Raw genomic sequence first — 23484 nt, 5'->3', positions numbered from 1 at the left:
GTGAACAGTCCTTTCGATAAGTTAATGAGTATATTTTTCTGTCATTGCCATAAATGTATGAATATCATTTGCAATCAAATTGATTCCATGCTGCCAAAAGTCAGGCTGAGTCAAATCAACACTTAAATGTTTTTGAGCCAGATCCTCAGTAGTCATAGAACCCGTGTCTTGCAATAAGGAAATGTATTGTTCTTCAAACTCTGTTCCTTCATTTAAGGATTTGGCGTAGATTCCCATACTGAACAAGTAGCCAAATGTATAAGGGAAATTGTAGAAAGGTACTCCAGTATTGTAAAAATGCAGCTTGCTTGCCCAAAAAGCAGGGTGGTAGTCACTTAAACTATTTTCAAAAGCTTCTTTTTGAGCAGCTTCCATCAACTCATTTAAGCGATTTTCAGTAACAATGCCTTCTTGGCGTTCTTTATAGAAATGAGTTTCAAAAAGGTAACGTGCTTGAATATTCATAAACATCGTAGCCGCACGTTGAATCTTGCTGTCTAATAAATTGATTTTTTCTTCTTCGCTTTGAGCTTCTTGAACGGTCGCATCTGCAACGATGAGTTCTGCGAAAGTAGAAGCCGTTTCTGCAACGTTCATAGCATAACCGCGATTCAAAGCTGGTAATTCACGCATCACACTGCTGTGGAAAGCATGTCCTAGTTCATGAGCTAAAGTGGATACTTCGTTTGGAGACTCAGCATAAGTCATAAATATCCTTGATTCACCCGACTCAGGTAAATTGGCGCAATACCCGCCAGGACGTTTTCCACCTCGGTTTTCTGCTTCTATCCAACTGTGATCAAAAGCGTATTGAGCAAAATCAGCCATTTTTCCACTGAATTTCCGGAAATTTTCTACGATAAAGTCTGCCCCTTTATCGAAAGGATACCGTTGAGGTGCATAATCACCTAATAAAACGGGCGCTTCTACATCTGCCCATGAAAGCTGATTTTTGCCGAGCAAAGCAGCTTTGCGATTTAAGTAGTCTACGACAATGGATTTATTGGTATTGATCGTCTCCCACATAGTATCTAAAGTAGCTTTGCTCATACGGTTGTATTCCAATGGCCGTTTCATAAAGTCTGTTACGCCATGCGCTTTATAATTTGCTAAACGAAAACCGGCTAAATGATTTAGAGAATCAGAAAACAAAGGAGCTTTTTTGCTCCAGACTTTTTCCCACTCCGTAAATAGTTGCTGACGAACGGCTGTATCTGGGTCAGACTCCATTTTATTCTGAGCTTGCCCAGCGGAAAGCTGCGTGATACTACCGTCTTTTTCCGTAAAAGGAATGGAGATAGTGGCAACGATAGAGTTATAATGATCACCCCAGCCATTAAATCCATCCAAGGATAAACTATTGATCAAAGCTTCTTCCTCTTCACTTAATAATTCTTTCCCTTGAGTCCGATCTTCGTTTAAGACGAAAGCAACTTCATTAAACGGAGGTTGTGAAATCAGTTTTTCCCATTCACTATCTGGGATAGCCACTGTCTTTTTCGTTAAAACAGTTAGTACAGTAGAAAAAGAGCTGCGTATCTCAGTAATCTTTCCGTAAACAGCACCGGCTTGTTTATCGGTAACATCAGCAGACATTAGACCGCGAATAAAGGTACTGGACTCGCTCAAACCAAAAGAGAGTGCTTCCTGTAAGGTTAAAATATCTTTTAGCTCCGTGTATAATGGTTGATCATTCTTCCATTCCCAATCGGTTATTTTCTGAGAAAAATCTGTTAACTGCTGTTTCATGAGCTGGACTTTCTCTTGCAAATCGGCGGATGAACTTCCACCGGAAAAAACAGAGTCCATGTCCCAGTTAATATTATATTTCATCCATAACTTCCTTTCTAAATTTTAATCTTCCTCTCTTATTGTAGAATTAATTTATACAAAAATCTATGTATTTACGGTAAAATATATAATTGAAGTTTATTTTAACACGAAAATGAGGAGAGAATTATGAATACAACTATCAAAAGTACTATCTACTTGGGCATGGCCTTTTTAATGATGGGGGTACTTTTTTACAGTTCTTCCCAACCTTACGGCGATCAATCAGTCACTGGCCTATTGGACCAATTATTGGCAAATGAACCCTTAAAAGGTTTATTGAGTCATGTTCGTTTTACGTATGCAGGCAGCGAAGTGAGTATAGGTGCTAGCGGCTACAATGATTTTATTGAATTCTTTATCCGAAAAGCAGCTCATTTTGGTTCGTATTTTTTATTGGCCCTTTTTTGGTTTTTAGGATTAAAGGATCGAGTAAGCGGCATTTACTTGACGGCACTTCTTTCATGGATGCTGGCAGTTGGATATGCTTCTTTTGATGAGTTCCATCAAGGGTTGACACCTGATAGGACACCTTTGTTAGAAGATATATTTTTAGACAGCATTGGGGCGCTTACGGCAATCATTTTCGCTTTAATCTATTTTTTAGTGTGGAAAAAATCTTATAAATCAAAAAGAAAATTTAAACGAGCCTAAAGAATTGTAAAACCGTGATATGGCGGTGTTGCGACTAGTTGTCATTTTTGGTAAAATAGTAAGGCTTGAATGAAACAACAATATTATAACGAAATGAGGAATTGTGGATGTCAGGACATTCGAAATGGAACAATATCCAAGGACGCAAAAATGCACAAGATTCTAAACGTGCTAAAGTTTTTCAAAAGTTATCGAGAGAAATCTATATGGCTGCAAAGAGTGGTGGACCTGACCCCAACGATAACCCTCAATTACGTTTGGTATTAGATAAAGCCAAATCTAACAATATGCCGAATGACAATGTTGAACGGGCGATTAAAAAAGCTTCCTCAGCGGGTGAAGGTGAAAACTACGATGAAGTATCTTATGAAGGATATGGGCCAAATGGAATTGCCATTTTGGTTCACACTTTAACAGACAATTTAAACCGTACTGCCACCAATGTGAGAACGGCATTTAATAAAAATGGCGGATCATTAGGGGAAAAAGGTTCTGTTAGTTACATGTTTGACCGTAAAGGATACATTGCTATCGAACGTGAAGGTCTTGATGTGGATGAAGACACGATGATGATGAGTGTGTTAGAAGCTGGCGGTGAAGAACTGCAAACTTCAGAACCGGTTTTTGAAGTTTACACAGATCCGTCTGATGTGGCAGATGTGCGTGATGCTCTAGAAGCAGAAGGCTACACTTTAGCTCAAGCTGAAGTAACAATGGTCCCACAAATCTATATTGAATTGCCGGAAGATAAAAAAGAAACATTTGAACAATTGATCTCTAAACTTGAAGATGATGATGACGTTTCTGAAGTTTATCACAACGCTGAAATGGAATAAAAAAAAGATTCGCAACTCGAAAAAATTCGAGTTGCGATTTTTTTTTACGCTAAAAATGAAAAATCCAGCAATTGACCTATATTAAGGTAATACACCGTATGGGAGTAGAAGCCCTACAATAAAAAGCAAAATGACAACATGTAAACTCGTTTAGAGGGTCAATAGAAAGGAGGTTTTTTATGGAATTGGAAGAAATGGCTTCCGGAATGATCGCGAAAGCCCATTTTACAGGCGTAAGCGACATTCATATTTTACCGGAAGGAGAGGCTGTATTCTTGATTTATTTTAGGATTGGAGGAAATATGGTGCTTCATAAAACAGTCGAAGCCATCGAAGGAGAGCGATTAATTTCCTATTTTAAATACATTGCCAATATGGATGTAGGAGAAAGAAGGAGACCGCAGAGTGGGTCAGCTAATTTAGAAAATGAGTATGGGGTATGTGCGTTGCGCTTTTCAACAATCACCAACTACCGTGCCCAAGAAACGATGGTTATCCGGTTATTGAACCAAGTGAAGCAGCGATTGCTGCGAACGACTGCTTTTTTCCAGCAAGAAGTACAAGAAATTGAACGACTAGCTAAATTCAAAAGCGGTTTGCTGCTTTTTTCAGGTCCGGTTGGTTCAGGCAAAACCACTACGATGTATCAATTGATTCGAGAAAGTTCACAGAAGCATAAACAGCAGGTTATAACCGTCGAAGATCCTGTAGAGATAGAAGAGCCAAGCTTTTTGCAGTGTCAGGTCAATGAAAAAGCTGGAATCTCCTATTCGACTTTACTACGTTCCAGCTTGCGTCATCATCCCGATGTTTTGATCATTGGCGAAATACGCGATGAAGAAACGGCTAAAATGGCTATCAGAGGGGCTTTAACAGGACACCTAATTCTTGCCAGCATCCACGCGAAAAATGCCTTGGGGGTACTTTCTCGTTTGGAAGAGCTGGGCGTTTCTAAAGAGCAGCTTCGGCAATCCCTATTAGGAATCGTATATCAAAAGTTAATCCCGCGTTATTGTCCGTTGTGTCAAGGAGATTGCCAATTAGCGTGCGGGCACTATAAAACGGAAAATAAACGTGCTGTATTGTATGAAGTGATGTCTAAACATCAACTGGATCAACCACAAAAGACAACAACGGCCAATCGAACGTTTAATCATTTATTGCGAAAGGCGACTGCATATGGATACGTCAGTGAAGAAAACTGCCAAAAATACCAGATTCCTTAAATCAAAGGAAACAGCTATACAAGCCTCTTTTTTAATTAAATTGTCTACGCTGATTTCCGAAGGATTTGCGCTAAAAGAAGCTTTGCAATTTTTGGCCACCATCATGCCTAAAGAAGCCGAATGGATAACCATTATTCTCGTAGGCTTGGAAAAAGGAAAACGATTTGATGAAATGCTGAAACAATTGGATTTTTCAGAACGAATAACTGCTCAGATTTATTTATCTTTGGTTCATGGCCGTTTTGCTGAAGCGTTGCGGACGAGCGGAAAATACCTGGAAGAAAAGAGCCATCAAGAGAAGCAGCTGTTAAAACTGTTGCAATACCCCATTTTGCTACTTGGATTTATGACAGGAGTAGTACTGGTTATCCGCACCATATTGTTGCCTAATTTAATGCAGCTGGGTATAGGACAAAGCAAAGAACAGTCAATAGCAGCATTGCTTTCAATTGCATTTGTGCAATATTTTCCATACTTGGTTGCAGCCGTTCTTATAGCAGGGTTAGTTGTAGTCCTCCTGTTTTATGGTCATTTAGCGCAACAATCGGCTGTCAAAAGAGCAAAGATTTTAACGTCGATCCCATACTTTGGCAAGTTGATCCGATTGTACTACACGCATTATTTCAGCTATGAATGGAGTCAATTATTTAAAAGTGGTCTGCAATTAAATGAAATGATCAGCTTAATGCAGACACGCTCAACGACTAAATTAATGCAGGAAGTCGCTGTGAAAATAGAACAATCGTTGATGGAAGGGAAGAACTTTAAGGAATCCATGAATGATTTGCCTTTTTTTAATGAAGAACTAGGATTGATCGTCATGCATGGAGAAGCTACTAGTCAGTTAGGGAGTGAATTGGCAGTATATTCAGAAGACTGTAAGCAGCGTTTTACTGGAGCTATTGAGAAAAGTTTTTCGTACATCCAACCGCTTATTTTTATCCTTATTGCGTTAATTATTTTGTGTGTTTATTTAGCTTTGTTGTTACCTATGTATAGTTTATTTGAGGAGGGGATATTTTGAAAAACACGAAAGTACTATCTAATAAAGGGTTTACATTAATTGAAATGGTGATTGTTCTTTTTGTCATATCCGTGATCATGTTGTTAGTCATTCCTAATTTATCCAAAAGCAAAGATTCTATTGATTCAACAGGAAACGCCGCATTTGCGACTGTCGTCCAAACGCAATTGGATCTGTATCTTATGACGGAAGACTCGGCAGGATTGACAGACGCAAATACGTTTAATGTACTAGGGACTAAAAAATACTTGAATGATAACCAGGTAGAACAAGCAACTCAAACGTTGAAAGTAACCAATGGAGTGGTGACATTAAAAAAAGAGTAAAGGAGATAAGAGGATATGTTAAAAAATCAAAAAGGTTTTTTACTGCTGGAAAGTTTACTCGTATTGTCTATCGCTGCCAGCTTAGTGCTGATTCCTCAACTGATGTCTAGAAGTGCCACTGCTGCTATAGAAGGTGATCTATTTAAGCGGAATTTAGAAAGCAGTGTGACGGCGACCCAAAACTATGCAGTATTGTCCGGAAAAATGACAAAGGTGGAACTTTTTCGGCAAAATCGAAAGATTACCTTTACTGTATTAGAAGATAAAAATCATCCATTCAATCATACCCTTTTTTTTCCTGAATCTGTATCTTCCCTAACCAATGCGATTGAAATTTATTTTCTTGGCGGAAGTGGAAACATCAAAAACTTAGATTCCATTACATTCAACATAAATGGAGAAAATACCAAATTAAAATTTCAATTAGGGAGCGGAAGGTATGATTGGGAATAAACAACTCGACCAAAAAGGATTTATGCTGTTGGAGGCTGTTATTTCTTGGCTGGTATTGGTGACATGCCTAATGATTTACATTCCTTTTTTAATGAATATGACATTGTCCATCAAAAACAGTAGAAATGAAGTAGAACTCACCAGAATTGGATACGAGCAAATCCAAAAAAGCCTCTTAGCTGAACCTATAGAAACAACATGGATAACCGCAGGAAAAACATATTACATTTCAGAACAAGAAGCGGGGCGATGGAAAGGAATTCGCGTCTATGAAAAGGAACAAGAATGGACCCTTCAAATGCTTTCTTTTACCAATACAACGGCTCAATAATAAAGGTTTTACTCTTCTTGAATCGATCATAGCGCTGCTTGTTTTTGCTCTTTGTTTTTCTTTGTTTTCTTTAGCCGTCAAACAAGTACAATCTATTCACAACGTGCAACAATCTGATCGTCAATTGGAATGGCATTTGTTTCTGAACCAATTTGAGTTTGATTTGAAAGAAAATCAACTCAAGGAAGTGACTAAAGAACAAGTAGTGTTCAACCAATATAGTGAAAAAACAGGTGTAACGGAGAAGGTTTCTTACAAACGAAAAGGACAAAAAATGATTCGTCAAGTGGACTCTCAAGGGTATCAGCCTATGTTGATGAAATTGCATACTCTAAACTTTAAGCTAAATGGGAAATTTTTAGTCATCCAAGTGGAATTTATGAATGGCGAAACCTATCAATCCCAAATCAATCTCAAAGACCATATCGAGGAGCCTAAAAATGAATGAAAAAGGTGCAATTCTGCCATCCATTATCGTATTTGTTTTTTTATTAGTTGTGATTTTATTGGGAAGCGTAAGTATTTACCACGATCAAATGCATCAATTGTTTGCTACCAAAGAATCTTATAATGCAAAAGGGATGTTACTGTTAACAGAAGAGGAATTGAGAATGAAGCTGAATAATTCAGAATGGATTGAAACAGGAAAGGCAACCTTTAAAAACGGAGAAGTGACAGTTAAAAAAATGTCGACTAATTTGTATCAATTAACAGCTGTTACCAATAAACAGTTTTCTATGACTAAACAAATGAAATATGTTGTTCCTAAAAAACAACTGGAGCAAAAAGAAGAAGCAAAATCAGTTGAAAGTGAAAGCATAGAAATAGAGAGACCAGTCAATCTGATAAATCAAATAGATGAAATGCAGAAAAATCAACTTATTCCATAAACAGTTCTTTGAGCAATCACAAATCAGATTGAGATGCGATTGCTCTTTTTTGTTTTCATTATTTGACTAAGCTATTGGTTTTTTAGCTGGCAAAAGTGGTGTATACTATACGTAGATGCAAAATTTAAGGAGTGATGCTCAGTGACACGATTGGATAATTTACGTAATGCTATGAGAGTAAAGGGGTTGGATGCCTTATTGATCACCAGTCCATTTAACTTGCGTTACATTTCTAACTTTACAGGAACAACAGGATTGAGCTTGGTTACATTAGACAAAGCTTATTTCGTAACGGACTTTAGATACACTCAACAAGCAGCTCATCAAGCGGTTGGTTTTGAGATCGTACAAAATTATGGTTCGATTTATGATGAAGTAGCTCGAATTGTCTCAAAAGACCAATTGAAAAAAGTGGGATTTGAAGAAAATTTTGTAACTTTTAGTTTACATCAATTATTAACCACTATCGTGACCAGTGAACTAGTGCCGGTAACAGGATTAGTAGAAGAGTTGCGTGAAGTAAAAGATGCAGATGAAATTGCTACAATCAAAAAAGCTTGTGAGATTGCTGACTCAGCCTTCCAATTTATCTTAGGAGAAGTTAAAACAGGAATGTCTGAAATTGAGGTAGCCAACAAGCTGGATTTCCACATGCGCGGTTTAGGAGCTACGGGAGTGTCTTTTGAGACTATTGTAGCTAGTGGTGTCCGTTCTTCTATGCCTCATGGAGTAGCTAGTGATAAATTGATTGAAATGGGCGACATGATCACGCTGGACTTTGGTTGCTATTACAATGGATATGTTTCAGACATGACGCGTACATTTGCTATTGGAGATCCAGGTCAAAAAATGAAAGATATTTATCAAATGGTGCTTGATGCACAATTGATGGTTTCTGAAGCTGCTAAACCAGGTGTGACAGGAGTTGAATTAGACGCCGTAGCACGCGATTATTTTGCTAAACGAGGAGTCGCTGAAGCATTCGGTCATTCAACTGGGCACGGAATTGGATTAGAGATTCATGAAGGTCCAAATGTGTCTCGTTTAGCTGAAAAAGCTTTTGTACCAGGTAATGTGATTACGAATGAACCAGGTCTTTATTTTCCTAATGTAGGCGGGGTTAGAATCGAAGATGACTTAGTCATTACGGAAACAGGAAACGAAATTATTGTCCACTCTCCTAAAGAGCTGATTATTCTTTAATAGTGTTCCGATTATTAATAGTCAGAACGCACAAAACATGGTAAACTTAAGTAGAATGACATTGGAGTGTAGGAGGAAAATATATGATTTCAGTTAATGACTTTAAAACAGGTTTAACCATCGAAGTAGACGGGGGCCTTTGGCGCGTCGTGGATTTCCAACATGTTAAACCAGGAAAAGGTGCAGCATTTGTACGTTCTAAACTAAAAAACTTACGTACTGGGGCAATGCAAGAGAAAACGTTCCGTGCTGGTGAAAAAGTAGGAAAAGCACAAATCAACAACCGTCGTATGCAATATTTATATGAAAATTCTGGGTCACATGTATTCATGGATACGGATAATTACGAACAAATCGAATTGCCAGGTGAATCTATTGAAGCTGAATTAAAATATTTGAAAGAAAATATGGAAGTTCAAGTAATCATGTATGAAACAGAAACACTAGGTGTTGAATTGCCGAATACGGTTGAATTAAAAGTTGTTGAAACAGAACCAGGGATTCGCGGAGATACTTCTTCAGGTGGGACTAAACCAGCAACATTGGAAACAGGAGCAACAGTTAACGTACCTTTCTTTGTCAACGTAGACGATGTTTTAATCGTCAATACACAAGACGGATCATACGTTTCCAGAGCTTAACAAACTGCTGAATGGATGCATTTAACCGTTAAGAACAGAATGAGGAGGGATCTTATGGCTCAAGAATCAATACTTGCTGTAAACGATACTAAAGGATCATTGGGTGAGATCGAAGTCGCTCCAGAAGTTATTGAAGTGATTTCAGGTATCGCCGCTAATGAAGTCGATGGAGTCTATGCCATGCATGGGAAATTGGCCTCAGGCGTTACAGAATTATTTGGTCGTGTTAACCATAAAAAAGGGGTTCATTTGACACAAGATGAAGAAGGATTGAAAGTCGATATTTACTGCTATTTTAAATACGGCGTATCTGTACCTTCTGTGGCACTTGAAATCCAGAGCAAAGTACGGGATCAATTACTGCAAATGACAGACATTGAATTGAATGAAGTAAATGTTCATATTGTCGGTATAGTTCCAGAAAAATCAGCAATGAATGATTTATTAAATATAATGGATGAAGACGGTGAAGAAGAGTGAGTTTGACAAGACGTGAAATAAGAGAAAAAGCGTTGCAATCACTTTTTCAACTTTCCGCAAATAAAGATCTATCCAAAGAAATTGCTATGCGAGAAGCCCTGATCAACAACAATGACGGTAGTGAAGAAATAGAAGAAGTTTCTATTCCGACTTACTTAAATGAATTGGTGTCGGGTGTGATCGAACAGCAACAAGTGATTGATGAAAAGATTGACGCTCATTTAACAAATTGGTCGATTAAGCGTTTGGCGAAAACAGATTTATTAGTCATGCGAATTGCTGTTTATGAAATGTTGTTTGTTGACGATGTACCGAACAAGGTAGCTTTGAATGAAGCATTGGAAGTTATCAAGTTGTATAGTGATGAAAAATCACGGAAATTTGTAAATGGTATTTTATCAAATATGGTAAACGAAGAAAAAGAGGACTAGTCCTCTTTTTTTTTGTATTCTACTAGTTGGATAAAAAACGAGGCTCATAGGATAAAGGAACTGTTAACCGATTTATCTTGCAAAAAGAGCGTGTTTTTTAGACAATAAAGGTAAGTTGAGTTAAAAGGAGAGGTTAATGTGAAAATTAAGTTATTGGAACCCTTGCGTGTACCGGATGAAATGATTGAAGATTTGTCTCGCCCCCTTAAAGACCTTGGGCATGATTTTGAATATTACAATGAAAAAACGACAAACACGACTGAATTGGTCAAACGAAGCCGTGATGCGGATATTGTAATGATCGCGAATAATCCTTATCCTGCAGAAGTGATTGAAGCTGCAGAACAGTTGCAATTGATCAATGTGGCATTTACTGGGGTCGATCATGTAGACAAAGACGCTGCAAAAGCTAAAGAGATCAAGATCGCAAACGCAGCCGGTTATTCAAACCAAGCAGTAGCAGAATTGGTCATCGGTTTAACATTAGATCTCTATCGAGGCATCACTCAAGGAAATGCCGATATCCGGAAAAATGATTTTCCTGGTCCTTTTCAAGGTAATGAAATCAAAGGCAAAACAGTGGGAATCATCGGGACTGGTAAAATTGGGACAATGACGGCGAAGTTGTTTAAAGCTTTCGGAGCCCAGTTAATTGGATACAATCGTTCAGAACATAAAGAAGCAAAAGAACTGGGACTTGAATACGTAGAGTTGGAAACACTGATGCAGCAAAGTGATATTATTTCAGTTCATTTGCCACTGAATGACGAAACAAAAGGAATTGTCTCTAAGGAGATGTTGTCTAAAATGAAATCTTCTGCAATCCTAGTGAATTGCGCTCGAGGCCCCATTATAGACAATAAGGCTTTAGCAGAACTGCTCAATGCAGGGGAAATCGCAGGTGCTGGAATCGACGTATTCGATATGGAACCGCCTCTACCGGCAGATTACCCTTTATTAGAAGCTGAAAATACGGTTTTGGCACCTCATGTTGGTTATCTAACAGATGAGGCGATGATATCAAGAGCTTACATTGCGTTTGAAAATACATTAGCTTTTGTCAAGGGCGAGCCGCAAAATATTGTCCAAGAATAACTAAGGAAGCACTCTAAAAACGAATGAAAGACCGGTGGAAGCAACAGACTCTTCATGAAGGAGTTTGTTGCTTCTTTTTTAAGAAACCATTAGATTTTTATTCAAATAAGAAAGAGTCTGGGACAAACGCCAGCGAAGTGATGTATAATAAAAACGAATTTACATTTATAAGGAGCGGGAATATGTATCTAAGCATCCTAGAAACTGCAGAATACCTTCAATTACCAGTCAATGAAATTCATCGATTGATACGTGAAAAACAAGTCCGAGTGGTTCGGATAGACAATGAAACACTCCTAAACAAGGAACAGTTCGATCTTTTTTTGAAGGCACGTGAAAAAAAGAAAGCAGAAATAGAAGAGTATCTGAACACGCCTTTGCCTGAGGACCCAGATATCAAAGATGAAGATTAAAATCCCCACATGAAAGAGAAGTGTCCAGATTTGAACAGAATAGCTATCATTGGAATGGGTGCTGCAGGAGTCAGCGTTTTAAATGCCCTAGCAAGAAATACGTCTTATCACCAAGATCAAATTATGCTGTATGACCAGTCTAAAACATTTGGTACAGGGATACCTTATCAATCTGACTCAGAATGGTTATTGATCAATCAAACTGCCGATACCATGAGTCTGGATTCAGAAGATCCATTAGATTTTGTAAAATGGGCTGAACAGAAAAAAGGCATTCAAAATGGGCAGAAAGTATTCTTTCCGCGTTCATGGTTTGGAGACTACATGCAAGAGAAATTAGCTTCAGCTGTACAAGTCGTTCACCCCAAAATCACTCAAGAGCTGGTGACTGATTTTGATGTGCAAGAAGACGGCACCTATTTAGTACAAACAAGTACGACAACAGAAGTTTATGATGCTGTTCATTTATGTATCGGCCATTTACCTTATCAAGATCCATATCATCTGCTTCATAACAAAAAATACATTCACAATCCGTACCCGGTCAAAGAAAAATTAGCAGATATTCCAAGCGAATCTCGTATTGGTATAATTGGTACTGGACTAACAGGAATTGATTTGATGCGCTACCTTAAACACCAAGATAAAGGATATTCTGTGCACATTTTTTCTCGATACAATCAATTTTCATTGTATCGGGGCTATGAGCCAGAAATAACATTAACCCATTTGACAGTAGAAAATGTGCAACAAGCCAAAGCTCAACACAACGGCTTCGTTCCATTAAAGCAGATGATAGAATGGTTCTATTTAGAATGTAAGGACAAGCAGGTTGATTTTGATGACTTACGAACAAGTTTTTCAAAAGGAACTAAAGAACAATTGGAAAGACAATTGCGTAATGATAAGGGTATCGGAATGCTGCAAGCTATTATCCATAAAATGGACGCTCATCTCGCAGATTTTATGCAAGTTTTAACAGAAGCAGATAAAGAAATCTTTTACTCCGAGTATGAACCCCTGTTTAAACACTTCAGGACGCCGATGCCAAAAGAGTCCTTGAAAGAATTGCTCCAATGGTGGAACTCTGGAGAAATCGACGTATGGGAAAGAATGCAGTCGGTTGAGGTAGATGCAGCTAAGTTCAAAGTGCTGGTCGCAGACGATGAAACAGTCGAAGTGGATTATTTAGTAAATGCTACCGGGCATGATATGAATGTTAAATCCTCTATGTATCAATCTGACTTGATGAATCAGTTAATTGAGAAACAAATCATAGAGCCAGAACGATTTGGCGGTGTGAAAGTCATTTGGCCTAGTGCAGAAGCGATCAGCCAACGATTTGGCATTCTGGAACGTTTATTTATTCATGGACAGCTTATTCAAGGGATACAATATGGAAACAATGCGCATTTATTGATGCAACAGGCTTATCAGGTGGTCAATATCGATGCAAAGGAACAGATGAAAATCAAAAACTAGTAAAAAAGGAAGGAATAACAGGGCTAATCGACACGCTGTTATTTCTTTTCTTTTAGATAAAAAATCCTTAACTATTTTATGAGATGTGGCAGTTTTAGGGTAAATTAAAAGAGAAACTATGATAGACTGTAAATAGATAAACTGACTAAAGAGGTGATAGGATATGGTTGCAACCGTAATGAGTGGTAAATTATTATCCGATGAATTAAATGAAGAAATGCAGGTAGAAGTCCTCAAATTAAGAGAAAAAGGCCTGGTACCTGGTTTGGCTGTAGTGTTGATTGGAGACGATTCGGCTAGCCAGACTTATGTCAAAAACAAAGAGAAACGAGCAAAAAAACTAGGGATTCATTCTACAGTGGAAAGATATCCTGCAACGATTTCAGAAGTAGAATTATTGCGAGTTATCGATCGGTTGAACAAGGACGTTCATTTTCACGGCATATTGGTTCAGCTTCCTTTACCGAAGCACATTGATTCAACAAAAGTACTGGATGCGATTGACCCAGCTAAAGACGTAGACGGATTTCATCCCATTAATATGGGAAAACTGTTTATTGGCCAACCAGACCGGATTCCATGTACCCCATACGGCATTATGAAGTTATTGCAACGTTACAGCATCGATGTAGCGGGTAAAAATGCGGTCATTATTGGTCGCAGCAATATAGTCGGTAAACCTATGGCCCAGTTGTTGTTAATGAAAAATGCAACAGTTACGATAGCTCATTCAAAAACGAAAGATTTAGCTGCGTTAGCCAGCACGGCTGATATACTGGTTGTAGCTATTGGGCGTGGTCACATGATTACCAAAGAGTTTGTTAAGCCGGGTGCCGTAGTCATTGATGTAGGAATGAACCGTGACGAGAATGGCAAATTGATCGGTGACGTAAAAAGTGATGAAGTCCAAGAGGTGGCTGGTTTCCTTACACCTGTACCAAAAGGTGTAGGCCCAATGACTATAACGATGCTGATGTACCAGACTATCGAAAGCGCCAAAGCTACATTAACCGCGCAAGGCAAATTATAGGAGCAGTGAACGCATGACAAATGATTATTTAACCGTCTCCGCTTTAACCAAATACATCAAGCGCAAATTTGATTCGGATCCTTATTTGGAACGGGTCTACTTAACAGGAGAAATATCCAATTTCCGTAATCGACCGGGACACCAATATTTTAGCTTAAAAGACAATAATGCCGTTATTTCGGCTACGATGTTTAAATCAGCTTATCAACGTTTGAAATTCACTCCTGAAGAAGGAATGAAAGTGTTGGTTATTGGACGGATCTCCCTTTATTCTGAGCAAGGAAGATATCAAATTTACATTGAACACATGGAACCAGATGGAGTCGGGGCTTTATACCAAGCTTTAGAAGAAATGAAAAAGAAACTTAAACAAGAGGGGTTATTTGATGCACCAAAAAAATTGATCCCAACTTTCCCAAAACGGATTGCTGTTGTAACGAGTCCTAGTGGAGCCGTTATTCGAGACATTATGACGACCGTCAAAAGACGCTTTCCCATTGCAGAATTGGTGTTGTTTCCCACAAAAGTTCAAGGAAAACAAGCTGCTGATACAATTGTGGAAAGTATCCGTCAAGTCGAAGCCAAAGGGGATTTTGATACGTTGATTATTGCCCGAGGTGGAGGATCGATAGAAGATTTGTGGCCGTTTAACGAAGAAAAAGTCGCTCGTGCTATTTTTGCGGCTCAAACGCCTGTCATTTCATCGGTTGGACATGAAACGGATACCACTATTGCAGATTTAGTGGCAGATGTGCGTGCAGCTACGCCAACAGCAGCAGCGGAATTAGCCGTGCCGCAATTGACAGAAGAAATTGTGAAAATTGAACAGGTTTACTTACGTTTATTGAAAGGCTACCAACGCAAAGTAGAACGTGCTGACGAGCGTTTGAAACATAGCTTGAACTCTTATGTATTTAGACAGCCACAACGTTTATACGAGGGATATACGCAGAATGTAGACATGTTAAGCGAACGCTTGGGTCGTGTGATGACTGAAAAAGTTACACTGTACCAACAAGACTTAAAATTATTTACCGTGCAATTGCAGACAGCTAATCCCAAAAATTTGGTTCGAAAAAATGAAGAATCACTAGAACAATTAAATCATCAATTACATCAAGAAATAACACGGTACATGGATATGCAAAAGCAACGATTGGATTATGGAATTCAATCATTGGATTATTTAAGTCCTTTAAAAATTATGCACCGTGGATACAGCTATGTCTTGAAAGAGGACAATATCGTCAAGGATGCCCAAGGTGTACAGTTAGGAGATACAGTGGACATTCACCTGTCAAAAGGAACGTTAAAAGCAACAGTAACTGAAAAAACGGAGGATTCAAATGACTAAAAAAGAAACGGCAAGTGAATTAGAAAACTTAAAATTTGAAGAAGCAATGCAACAATTGGAGCAAATCGTAGCTCAACTAGAACAAGGAGATGTTCCTTTAGAAGAAGCTTTAGATCAGTTCCAAAAAGGGGTTGCTTTGAGTAAATATTGTAAAGATAAGTTAGAAAATGCAGAAAAAACGTTAACGAAGATCGTGAATGAGAACGGTGAAGAAACGATATTCGATCAAGAGTTAGACGCCAATTAAGAAAGGAAGATAACTCGTATGGAATTTAGTGTATTCAAAAAAGAAGAAGCCCTTAAAGTAGAAGAACATATGTTGGACTGGTTAAACAAAACACAAACAACTAAAGGAACTTTGTATGAGTCTATGAAATATTCCTTGGCAGCAGGTGGTAAAAGAATTCGTCCCATGCTTTTATTGGCAGTAATCAAATCTTTGGATGGAAAAATTGAGAAGGGTTATGATACTGCAGCTGCTTTAGAATATGTTCACACTTACTCATTGATCCATGATGATTTGCCCGCAATGGATAATGATGAATTGCGTAGAGGAAAGCTGACCAATCATATTGTATTTGGAGAAGCCGTAGCCATTTTGGCTGGAGATGCTTTGTTGACGCAGTCATTTGAAATTATCGGCAAGAGCGATATTACAATGGAACAAAAAGTAGCCTTGACTGTTGCTTTAGCTCAAACTTCAGGACCAAACGGCATGGTGGCCGGGCAAGTAGAAGATATTGAAGGTGAAGGCAAATCTTTGTCTTTAGCTGATCTGAAAGCAGTTCATCGCAAAAAAACGGGTGAACTGATTCATTTTGCTGTTTTTGCGGGATGTATCTTAGCTGATGCTCCAGTCAAAATTCAAGAACAGTTGACTCAATTTGCAGAACATTTCGGTCTGGCTTTTCAAATACGCGATGATATTTTAGATGTTATTGGAAATGTAGAAGAACTGGGGAAAAATACTGGACAAGACGAACAGCATAGTAAGAGCACATATCCCCATTTAATGACATTGCCTGGCGCAAAACAAGCATTGGATAACGAGTTGAATGCTGCTGTGAGCATTTTGGGAGAAGTGAAGAATAGTTACCATACAGAAGATAAAAATATTGATATGACTTTATTGACTGATATGGTTGATTTGTTGAGGATTACGAATGAATAAGGAGACTAAATGAAAAAAGAACGGGCGGATAAGTTGCTTGTGCAACAAGGATTTGCAGAGTCAATAGACAAAGCACAACGCATGATCATGACAGGTAAAGTCATTACTGATAAAAATGAACGAATTGATACGGCAGGAGAAAAAGTCCCTTTAAATACGACTTTTAGAATCAAAGGTGCTCAAATGAAATATGTCAGCCGCGGCGGATATAAATTGGAAAAAGCGATGGATATCTTTAATGTGGACCTTAAAGATAAAATCTTGTTGGACATTGGTTCATCTACAGGCGGATTCACGGATGCTGCCTTACAGTACGGAGCGAAGTTGAGTTATGCTTTAGATGTTGGAACGAATCAATTAGCTTGGAAATTGCGTCAAGATCCTCGCGTAGTGGTTATGGAACAGACTAACTTCAGGTATAGCCAAGCAAAAGATTTCACATATGGGAAACCCAATGTAGCCTCAATTGATGTCTCCTTTATTTCTTTAAAGCTGATTTTACCTGTATTAAAAGAAATTATCTGTGAAGATGGAGACGTGCTGGCTTTGATCAAGCCGCAATTTGAAGCAGAACGAGAAGAAGTTGGAGAAAAAGGCATCATTCGCAGCCAAGTCACTCATCAGAAGGTCTTGGAAGATATTCTGATGTTTGCTACAGAAACGGGATATGATGTTGCTGGATTGGATTTTTCGCCAATTACAGGTGGTGAAGGGAACGTAGAGTTTTTAGCACATCTGAAATCTGTTTCTCGAGATAAAGGAGAAATGAGTCCCACCGTTGATATTCAACGAACCATTCAACGAGCTTACGCAACGTTTTTAAGTTGATCCCTATTTAAAATCTATTGAATCTTTATAAAGGATTTTGCTTGGTTATATGCAAAATCCTTTTTTAAAAAATGGAGATACTAAATTGTTTTTAAGAAAAAGTGTATGTTCAAAATAGGCGTTATTTTATTTTGATTCTACTGTTAAATGAGCGGTATCTGCAAATTTTGCTTTCTAATTTGGAATAAGTAAGATAGAATGAAGTTAAAAATCAGCACTTAATTTGCATAAGATGAGGTGGATAAGTATGAAGAAAAAAGATCGTCATCGGCTGTTAAAAGAAATCATTGAAGAACGTGTAATAGAAAAACAAGAAGATTTTGTGCGTATATTACATGAAAAAGATATTGAAGTAACTCAAGCTACAATCTCTCGAGATATTAAAGAATTGCATCTGATCAAAGTGCCTGCACCAGCTGGAGGTTACCGGTATAGTCTTCCACCGGATATGAATTATGATACATCAAAAAAACTCGAACATTTATTGCAAGATGCTTTTATTTCAATAGACTATCAAGATTATTTTATTATGATTCATACTATTCCAGGAAATGCTTTTGCTTTAGGTGCGCTGGTAGACGCTTCAAATTTTGAAGGGGTCTTTGGTACTATTGCTGGCGATGATACATTGCTGGTGATCTGCCGCTCCTCAGCAGACGCTTTAAATTTAAAAGAGCATATCATTCAATTAATTTGACTACTAGAGAGGTCTTTTGGAGGTAGTGAATGTGTTACAAGAATTAGCGATTAAAAACTTTGCTATTATTCACGATTTGACGTTAAGTTTTGAAAAAGGCATGACAGTTCTGACAGGGGAAACTGGAGCTGGTAAATCCATTATTATTGATGCTGTCGGATTGATAGCAGGTGGAAGAGGTTCGAGTGAATTTATCCGTCATGGTGCAGAAAAATGTACTTTAGAGGGACAATTTGCAGTAGAAAAGAATCCGGCAACTCATGCCTTATTGGATAAATATCAAATCGAAATAGAAGAAGAAACAATTGTTGTACAAAGAGACATTCATCGCAATGGTCGTAATGTGTGCCGTGTGAATGGACATTTGGTAAATATTAGTACTTTGCGCGAAATTGGTGAAAGTTTGATTGATATTCATGGTCAAAGCGAACATCAAGAATTGATGCATGCAGAAAGACATTTAAATATGTTGGATCAGCTTGGAGATAGTGAATTGATTCAACTGAAAAACGCGTATGAAGCTACTTATAAAGAGTACAAAGAAATAGAAAAGAGTTTTTTAAACAATCAATCAAGTGAGCAGGAATTGGCTCAACGTGTAGATATGCTTCGTTTTCAAACAAATGAAATCGAAATGGCTGAACTAACTATTGGTGAAGATACTACACTGGAAGAAGAAAAAAATTTATTGTCTAATTACCAAAAAATCGTTGCATCTCTTAGTTCAGCTTATGAAGCTTTGCAAGGGGAAGAGTATGGTGGAGTTGATTTGATTGGGAATGCGATGTCAGCTTTAGAGACGATCGAAGATATAGATAGTACTTACAAGCGTATTTCAGAAGCCATTTCAAGCAGTTATTTCCAACTGCAAGAAGCAGCTAGCGATATTTTAAAAGAACAAGATGATTTGGCGTATGATGAAAATCGCTTAAACGATATTGAAAAACGGCTGGAAATCATTCACCAGTTAAAGCGGAAATATGGTGAGTCGATAGAGGAAATCTTAGCGCATTATGAAGACGTATCGATCGAACTAGAGAATATCTTAAATAGAGAAACGCATATTTCGCAATTGATTGAAAAATTAGCAGCGTTAAAACAAACTTTACTGAAGCAAGGAAAAAAATTGTCTCAAAAGAGAAAAGAAACAGCAGCAAAATTGCAGACGGCTATTCAAGAACAGCTAAAAGAATTGTATATGGATAAAGTACAATTTGAAGCTCATTTTCTGAACTCGGATTCGAAAGAAACCATGATCTATGAAACAGGGATAGATCATGTGGAATTCTATATAGCGACTAACTTGGGTGAACCATTAAAACCTTTGGCTCGAGTAGCTTCAGGCGGAGAACTATCTCGTGTGATGTTAGCGTTAAAAACAGTCTTTTCGAAATCGCAAGGAATCACGAGTATTATATTTGATGAGGTAGATACGGGTGTAAGTGGACGTGTGGCTCAAGCAATAGCAAATAAAATCTACCGAGTAGCGATTAACTCTCAAGTACTCTGTATCACGCATCTTCCACAAGTAGCAGCCATGGCAGACAATCATTTGTACATTTCAAAAGCTGTTGTGGAGGATCGCACAGAAACAAGTGTCAGCAAATTAAAAGATGCTCAACAAATTAATGAATTAGCTCGTATGTTAGCCGGAACAGAAATTACTAAGCTAACTATGGAACACGCCAAAGAACTAAAAGAACTCGCGTACAAGGAAAAGAGAGTGAAGTAAGGCGTTTAGCTTTCCGTACAAAACAGCCCATACGAAAGTTAGGTGCACTTTACCTAACATTCGTATGGGCTGTTTTGGGAGTGAGAGCTGCCTTACGCAACTCGTCTAAGAGCAGAGAGAGAAGTACGGCGTTTAGTCCATCGAACATAACAACTCACCTAACAGTTAAGCGTCTTTCCTAACAGTTGGGGGTTATATAACTCGTCTAAGGAATTGAAGTATCGGTGTTATCATTCACAATATTTTTCAAATCAAATACTAAAGAAACGAGCTGAAACAGTTAGTTTCAACTCGCTTTTTTAGGTTAAACAAAATTCATTAATGTGTAAAGAACGGATAAGAGACCTGAACCTAACATTGCAAATAGAATGATGACAATGAAAAATTTAAGACCTTTTTTTTGTTTTTTTGAATTCTTATGATTGTTCACGCAGATTTTCCCTCACTTTCATACGTGTTTTGTCTAGTTTACAATATGCAGATCTATTTTTACAAGTTACTTTACAAAATCTTTAGAAATAATCATTCTTTTTCATCCAATAAGCTGTCACAGCTGCTAGAAGAACCGTTGCAAAAAGGAGGATCCAAAAGCCGAAAGGGGACTGTTCAAAAGGAACAGGTACGTTCATCCCCCAAAGCGAACCGATGATTGTTGGAATGGTTAAAATAAAGGTTATAGAAGTTAAAAATTTTACAATGATATTTAAGTTATTGGAAATCACTGATGAGAAGGTGCTGCTTAACTGATTTAGTAATTTATCCGTTTTAGCAGCCATGACTTCGGCTTGATAGTTTTCTACCATAACGTCACGTAATAAATCTTCATCTTTTGCTTTTTTTGTAAAGTTTTCTAACTCTTTCAACCGCGAAATAACAGGATGATTGCTGTTTAAAGCACTGTCTAAGAAAACAAGACTTTTTTGTAATTCCATCAGGTCAAATAAGTGTTGGGATTTAGAAGATTTCTTTAGTTGTACTTCCAAGTCTTCCGTAGCTTCGTTTATTTCTTTTAAATAAGTAATAAATAACGAGGCTATCACCATAGAAACCTTCAAGACAAATTCGAAATTGGTATCGCAATCTCCTATCTTATCTGAATCTGGTTCCATAAAAAGAGTTAAAAATTCTGGAGTTTCATTCGTCGCAGTAATAAGTGTATCATTTGTTAAAATAATGGACAGAGGACGAGTGATATATTCCGTTAAATTTAATCGGTTTTTTATTTTTTTGGGATATAAAAGTACAATCAGACTAGGTGTATCGTCGTAACTTGGATCTAATTTTTCGTAACGAGAAACCTCGTCGTTATCAAAAGCTCCAGTTAAATAATCTATAGGAAAATCATATAGATTCACTAAATTGTTTAACTCAGCCTCATTTGCTCCGGTAACATGGATCCACGTAGAGCGAGTATTATCTGGATCAGGATTTGGTACCGTATTGCCATTTTCGTCTTGCTTAAAATATTCAATCATGAGTTCACCGCCGTATTTGACATAATAATGTTGCTTCTTTTCTTCTATTGTACCCGATATTCGAGGAAAATGGGGATTAATACATGTTTATTAAAGATTTTTAGAAAATCGAATAAATGAAAACGAATAATGTGACTTTAATAATTTGTGATTGTCTGCTAAAATTGATAATGAAACGTAAGGCTTCAAAAATAGGATTTTATTTGCTTTGAAGGGAGAATGTAATACATGAGTAAACAACAAATCGGTGTTGTAGGAATGGCCGTAATGGGAAAAAATTTAGCATTGAATATTGAAAGCAGAGGCTATTCTGTTTCAATCTACAATCGTACTACTGCCAAATCAGAAGCAGTGATCGAGGAAAACCCAGATAAAAAATTGGTACTGACTAAATCAATAGAAGAATTTGTCGATTCTTTAGAAACTCCAAGACGTATCGTTTTAATGGTACAAGCTGGAAAAGGGACAGATTTAGTGATCCAATCATTATTACCTCATTTGGACAAAGGGGACGTATTGGTTGATGGAGGAAATACTTTTTTCAAAGACACTATCCGTCGCAGCGAAGAATTAGCTGAATCTGGAATCAACTTTATCGGAACAGGAGTATCCGGTGGAGAAGAAGGTGCCCTTAAAGGACCAGCAATCATGCCAGGTGGTCAAAAAGAAGCTTACGATTTAGTAGCTCCAATTTTGGAACAAATCGCTGCTAAAGCACCAAGTGACGGCGAACCTTGTGTAGCTTACATCGGGCCAAACGGAGCAGGACATTATGTAAAAATGGTGCATAACGGAATCGAATACGGAGATATGCAATTAATTGCTGAATCTTACCACTTATTACGTGAAGTCGTTGGTTTATCTGTTGAAGAAATCGCAGAAGTTTTCAGAGAATGGAACCAAGGCGAATTGGATAGTTTCTTAATCGAAATTACTGCTGATGCGTTAACGAAAAAAGATCCTGAAACAGGCAAGCCGATGGTCGAAATTATTTTAGATCGTGCTGGAAACAAAGGTACTGGTAAATGGACTTCTCAAAGTGCATTGGACTTAGGTGTTCCGCTTCCATTGATTACAGAATCTGTATTCGCTCGTTACATTTCTGCACTGAAGAGTGAACGTGTGGAAGCAAGCAAAGTATTGCCGAAACCAGCCGCTTATTCATTTGATGGCGATAAAAAAGAATTGGTTGAAAAAATTCGTCAAGCATTGTACTTTAGTAAAATCATGAGCTATGCTCAAGGATTTGCACAAATGCGTACAGCAAGTGAAGAATATGATTGGAACTTGCAATACGGGGAAATTGCGAAAATTTTCCGTGCTGGTTGTATCATCCGTGCTCGTTTCTTGCAAGAAATAACAGATGCATACGATCGTAAACCTGAATTGAAAAACTTGGTACTGGATGAATACTTCATGGACATTACCAAAAATTACCAAGATGCTGTTCGTGATGTGATCGGAATTGCTGTTAAATCAGGTGTTCCAATCCCTACATTCTCTTCAGCAATTGCTTATTATGATTCCTACCGTAGCGAGAATCTACCCGCTAATATTATCCAAGCTCAACGTGATTACTTTGGTGCACACACTTATGAACGTAAAGACAAAGAAGGTACTTTCCACTTTGATTGGTACGGGGACAAAGGCCAAGAACAACTGTAACAGTAAAAAACTTTTTATAGCAGAACCTATTAATGTAAAGACAGGATTAGGACAAAAAGTTCTAATCCTGTCTTTACGAGCGTCTAAATTGTAAGCCCGTTAAAATGGACGCCGATAGCTCCAAATAAAAAAAAGCATGACAAATAGCCTGATTTCATCCATTTTTTTGAAATCAGGCTGCTTTTTTCATATTTTTGGCTGGCTGGCAGCTTTCGAT

The 23484-nt window shown here is 37.8% G+C and carries 26 protein-coding genes; 24 read left to right on the top strand and 2 right to left on the bottom strand.

Annotated features, from left to right (window positions below; translation table 11 throughout):
- Positions 1–21: 21 nt before the first annotated feature.
- Positions 22–1833 (bottom strand): M3 family oligoendopeptidase, encoded by a 1812-nt coding sequence (locus ACEN36_RS05075; protein ID WP_407126109.1) that lies wholly within the window; start codon positions 1831–1833, stop codon positions 22–24.
- Between the two features lie 126 nt (positions 1834–1959).
- Between ACEN36_RS05075 and ACEN36_RS05070 the strand changes: the two genes are divergently transcribed.
- The 23 genes from ACEN36_RS05070 (at position 1960) to recN (ending at position 20127) form a co-directional block, all read left to right on the top strand.
- Complete coding sequence (locus ACEN36_RS05070; RefSeq protein WP_407095657.1) at positions 1960–2484, top strand: VanZ family protein; 525 nt, start codon at positions 1960–1962, stop codon at positions 2482–2484.
- Positions 2485–2591: 107 nt separating this feature from the next.
- Positions 2592–3320, top strand: a complete 729-nt coding sequence (locus ACEN36_RS05065) for a YebC/PmpR family DNA-binding transcriptional regulator (RefSeq protein ID WP_407095658.1) — start codon at positions 2592–2594, stop codon at positions 3318–3320.
- Positions 3321–3499: 179 nt separating this feature from the next.
- Positions 3500–4546: a competence type IV pilus ATPase ComGA gene (gene comGA / locus ACEN36_RS05060; RefSeq protein WP_407126108.1), complete on the top strand. Its 1047-nt coding sequence runs from the start codon at positions 3500–3502 to the stop codon at positions 4544–4546.
- Positions 4500–5570 carry a competence type IV pilus assembly protein ComGB gene (comGB, locus tag ACEN36_RS05055; protein WP_407126107.1) on the top strand — a complete coding sequence of 357 codons (1071 nt, stop codon included), beginning with the start codon at positions 4500–4502 and terminating at the stop codon, positions 5568–5570. The genes comGA and comGB overlap by 47 nt, the downstream gene beginning before the upstream one ends.
- Positions 5567–5896: a competence type IV pilus major pilin ComGC gene (gene comGC / locus ACEN36_RS05050; protein ID WP_407095661.1), complete on the top strand. Its 330-nt coding sequence runs from the start codon at positions 5567–5569 to the stop codon at positions 5894–5896. The genes comGB and comGC overlap by 4 nt, the downstream gene beginning before the upstream one ends.
- A 15-nt stretch (positions 5897–5911) precedes the next feature.
- The gene (gene comGD, locus ACEN36_RS05045) at positions 5912–6349 is read left to right on the top strand and encodes a competence type IV pilus minor pilin ComGD (RefSeq protein ID WP_407095662.1); all 438 of its coding nucleotides are present in this window, start codon (positions 5912–5914) and stop codon (positions 6347–6349) included.
- Positions 6336–6680 carry a hypothetical protein gene (locus ACEN36_RS05040; RefSeq protein ID WP_407095663.1) on the top strand — a complete coding sequence of 115 codons (345 nt, stop codon included), beginning with the start codon at positions 6336–6338 and terminating at the stop codon, positions 6678–6680. Before comGD ends, ACEN36_RS05040 begins: the two co-directional genes overlap by 14 nt.
- Positions 6619–7128: a competence type IV pilus minor pilin ComGF gene (comGF, locus tag ACEN36_RS05035; RefSeq protein WP_407095664.1), complete on the top strand. Its 510-nt coding sequence runs from the start codon at positions 6619–6621 to the stop codon at positions 7126–7128. The genes ACEN36_RS05040 and comGF overlap by 62 nt, the downstream gene beginning before the upstream one ends.
- Positions 7121–7570: a hypothetical protein gene (locus ACEN36_RS05030; protein ID WP_407102212.1), complete on the top strand. Its 450-nt coding sequence runs from the start codon at positions 7121–7123 to the stop codon at positions 7568–7570. The genes comGF and ACEN36_RS05030 overlap by 8 nt, the downstream gene beginning before the upstream one ends.
- Positions 7571–7711: 141 nt before the next feature.
- Positions 7712–8773, top strand: coding sequence for a M24 family metallopeptidase (locus ACEN36_RS05025; protein ID WP_407102213.1), 1062 nt, complete (start codon positions 7712–7714; stop codon positions 8771–8773).
- An 83-nt stretch (positions 8774–8856) separates the two neighbouring features.
- A complete protein-coding gene (efp, locus tag ACEN36_RS05020) occupies positions 8857–9414 on the top strand; it encodes an elongation factor P (RefSeq protein ID WP_407095667.1) in 558 nt (185 codons plus the stop codon).
- 54 nt (positions 9415–9468) lie between these two features.
- Positions 9469–9894 (top strand): Asp23/Gls24 family envelope stress response protein, encoded by a 426-nt coding sequence (locus tag ACEN36_RS05015; RefSeq protein WP_407095668.1) that lies wholly within the window; start codon positions 9469–9471, stop codon positions 9892–9894.
- Complete coding sequence (gene nusB / locus ACEN36_RS05010; protein WP_407095669.1) at positions 9891–10325, top strand: transcription antitermination factor NusB; 435 nt, start codon at positions 9891–9893, stop codon at positions 10323–10325. The genes ACEN36_RS05015 and nusB overlap by 4 nt, the downstream gene beginning before the upstream one ends.
- Before the next feature lie 138 nt (positions 10326–10463).
- Positions 10464–11420, top strand: a complete 957-nt coding sequence (locus tag ACEN36_RS05005) for a 2-hydroxyacid dehydrogenase (protein WP_407126106.1) — start codon at positions 10464–10466, stop codon at positions 11418–11420.
- A gap of 182 nt (positions 11421–11602) precedes the next feature.
- A complete protein-coding gene (locus ACEN36_RS05000; protein WP_407095671.1) occupies positions 11603–11833 on the top strand; it encodes a helix-turn-helix domain-containing protein in 231 nt (76 codons plus the stop codon).
- Between the two features lie 30 nt (positions 11834–11863).
- Entirely contained in the window at positions 11864–13315 is a 1452-nt protein-coding gene (locus tag ACEN36_RS04995) for an FAD/NAD(P)-binding protein (protein ID WP_407126105.1), read from the top strand.
- A 163-nt stretch (positions 13316–13478) separates the two neighbouring features.
- Positions 13479–14345, top strand: coding sequence for a bifunctional methylenetetrahydrofolate dehydrogenase/methenyltetrahydrofolate cyclohydrolase FolD (gene folD, locus ACEN36_RS04990; RefSeq protein ID WP_407095673.1), 867 nt, complete (start codon positions 13479–13481; stop codon positions 14343–14345).
- Positions 14346–14358: 13 nt separating this feature from the next.
- A complete protein-coding gene (gene xseA, locus ACEN36_RS04985) occupies positions 14359–15699 on the top strand; it encodes an exodeoxyribonuclease VII large subunit (protein ID WP_407095674.1) in 1341 nt (446 codons plus the stop codon).
- Complete coding sequence (locus ACEN36_RS04980) at positions 15692–15946, top strand: exodeoxyribonuclease VII small subunit (RefSeq protein ID WP_407102216.1); 255 nt, start codon at positions 15692–15694, stop codon at positions 15944–15946. The genes xseA and ACEN36_RS04980 overlap by 8 nt, the downstream gene beginning before the upstream one ends.
- An 18-nt stretch (positions 15947–15964) precedes the next feature.
- Positions 15965–16870 (top strand): polyprenyl synthetase family protein, encoded by a 906-nt coding sequence (locus ACEN36_RS04975; protein WP_407126104.1) that lies wholly within the window; start codon positions 15965–15967, stop codon positions 16868–16870.
- Between the two features lie 9 nt (positions 16871–16879).
- Complete coding sequence (locus ACEN36_RS04970; protein WP_407095677.1) at positions 16880–17698, top strand: TlyA family RNA methyltransferase; 819 nt, start codon at positions 16880–16882, stop codon at positions 17696–17698.
- 247 nt (positions 17699–17945) lie between these two features.
- Positions 17946–18395, top strand: a complete 450-nt coding sequence (argR, locus tag ACEN36_RS04965) for an arginine repressor (protein WP_407095678.1) — start codon at positions 17946–17948, stop codon at positions 18393–18395.
- A 31-nt stretch (positions 18396–18426) separates the two neighbouring features.
- Positions 18427–20127 (top strand): DNA repair protein RecN, encoded by a 1701-nt coding sequence (recN, locus tag ACEN36_RS04960; protein ID WP_407126103.1) that lies wholly within the window; start codon positions 18427–18429, stop codon positions 20125–20127.
- Positions 20128–20639: 512 nt separating this feature from the next.
- Here recN and ACEN36_RS04955 read toward each other — a convergent pair.
- Positions 20640–21602: a magnesium transporter CorA family protein gene (locus ACEN36_RS04955; RefSeq protein ID WP_407095680.1), complete on the bottom strand. Its 963-nt coding sequence runs from the start codon at positions 21600–21602 to the stop codon at positions 20640–20642.
- A gap of 228 nt (positions 21603–21830) precedes the next feature.
- Here ACEN36_RS04955 and gndA point away from each other — a divergent pair, with 228 nt between their 5' ends.
- Complete coding sequence (gene gndA, locus ACEN36_RS04950) at positions 21831–23267, top strand: NADP-dependent phosphogluconate dehydrogenase (protein ID WP_407095681.1); 1437 nt, start codon at positions 21831–21833, stop codon at positions 23265–23267.
- The last annotated feature ends 217 nt before the right edge of the window (positions 23268–23484 follow it).

Origin of the sequence: Desemzia sp. FAM 23989 (genome assembly GCF_045528345.1) — a bacterium.
Lineage (GTDB): Bacteria > Bacillota > Bacilli > Lactobacillales > Carnobacteriaceae > Desemzia.
The sequence above is the reverse complement of the archived record's forward strand: the minus strand, read 5'-3'. Positions and strand labels throughout refer to the sequence as shown.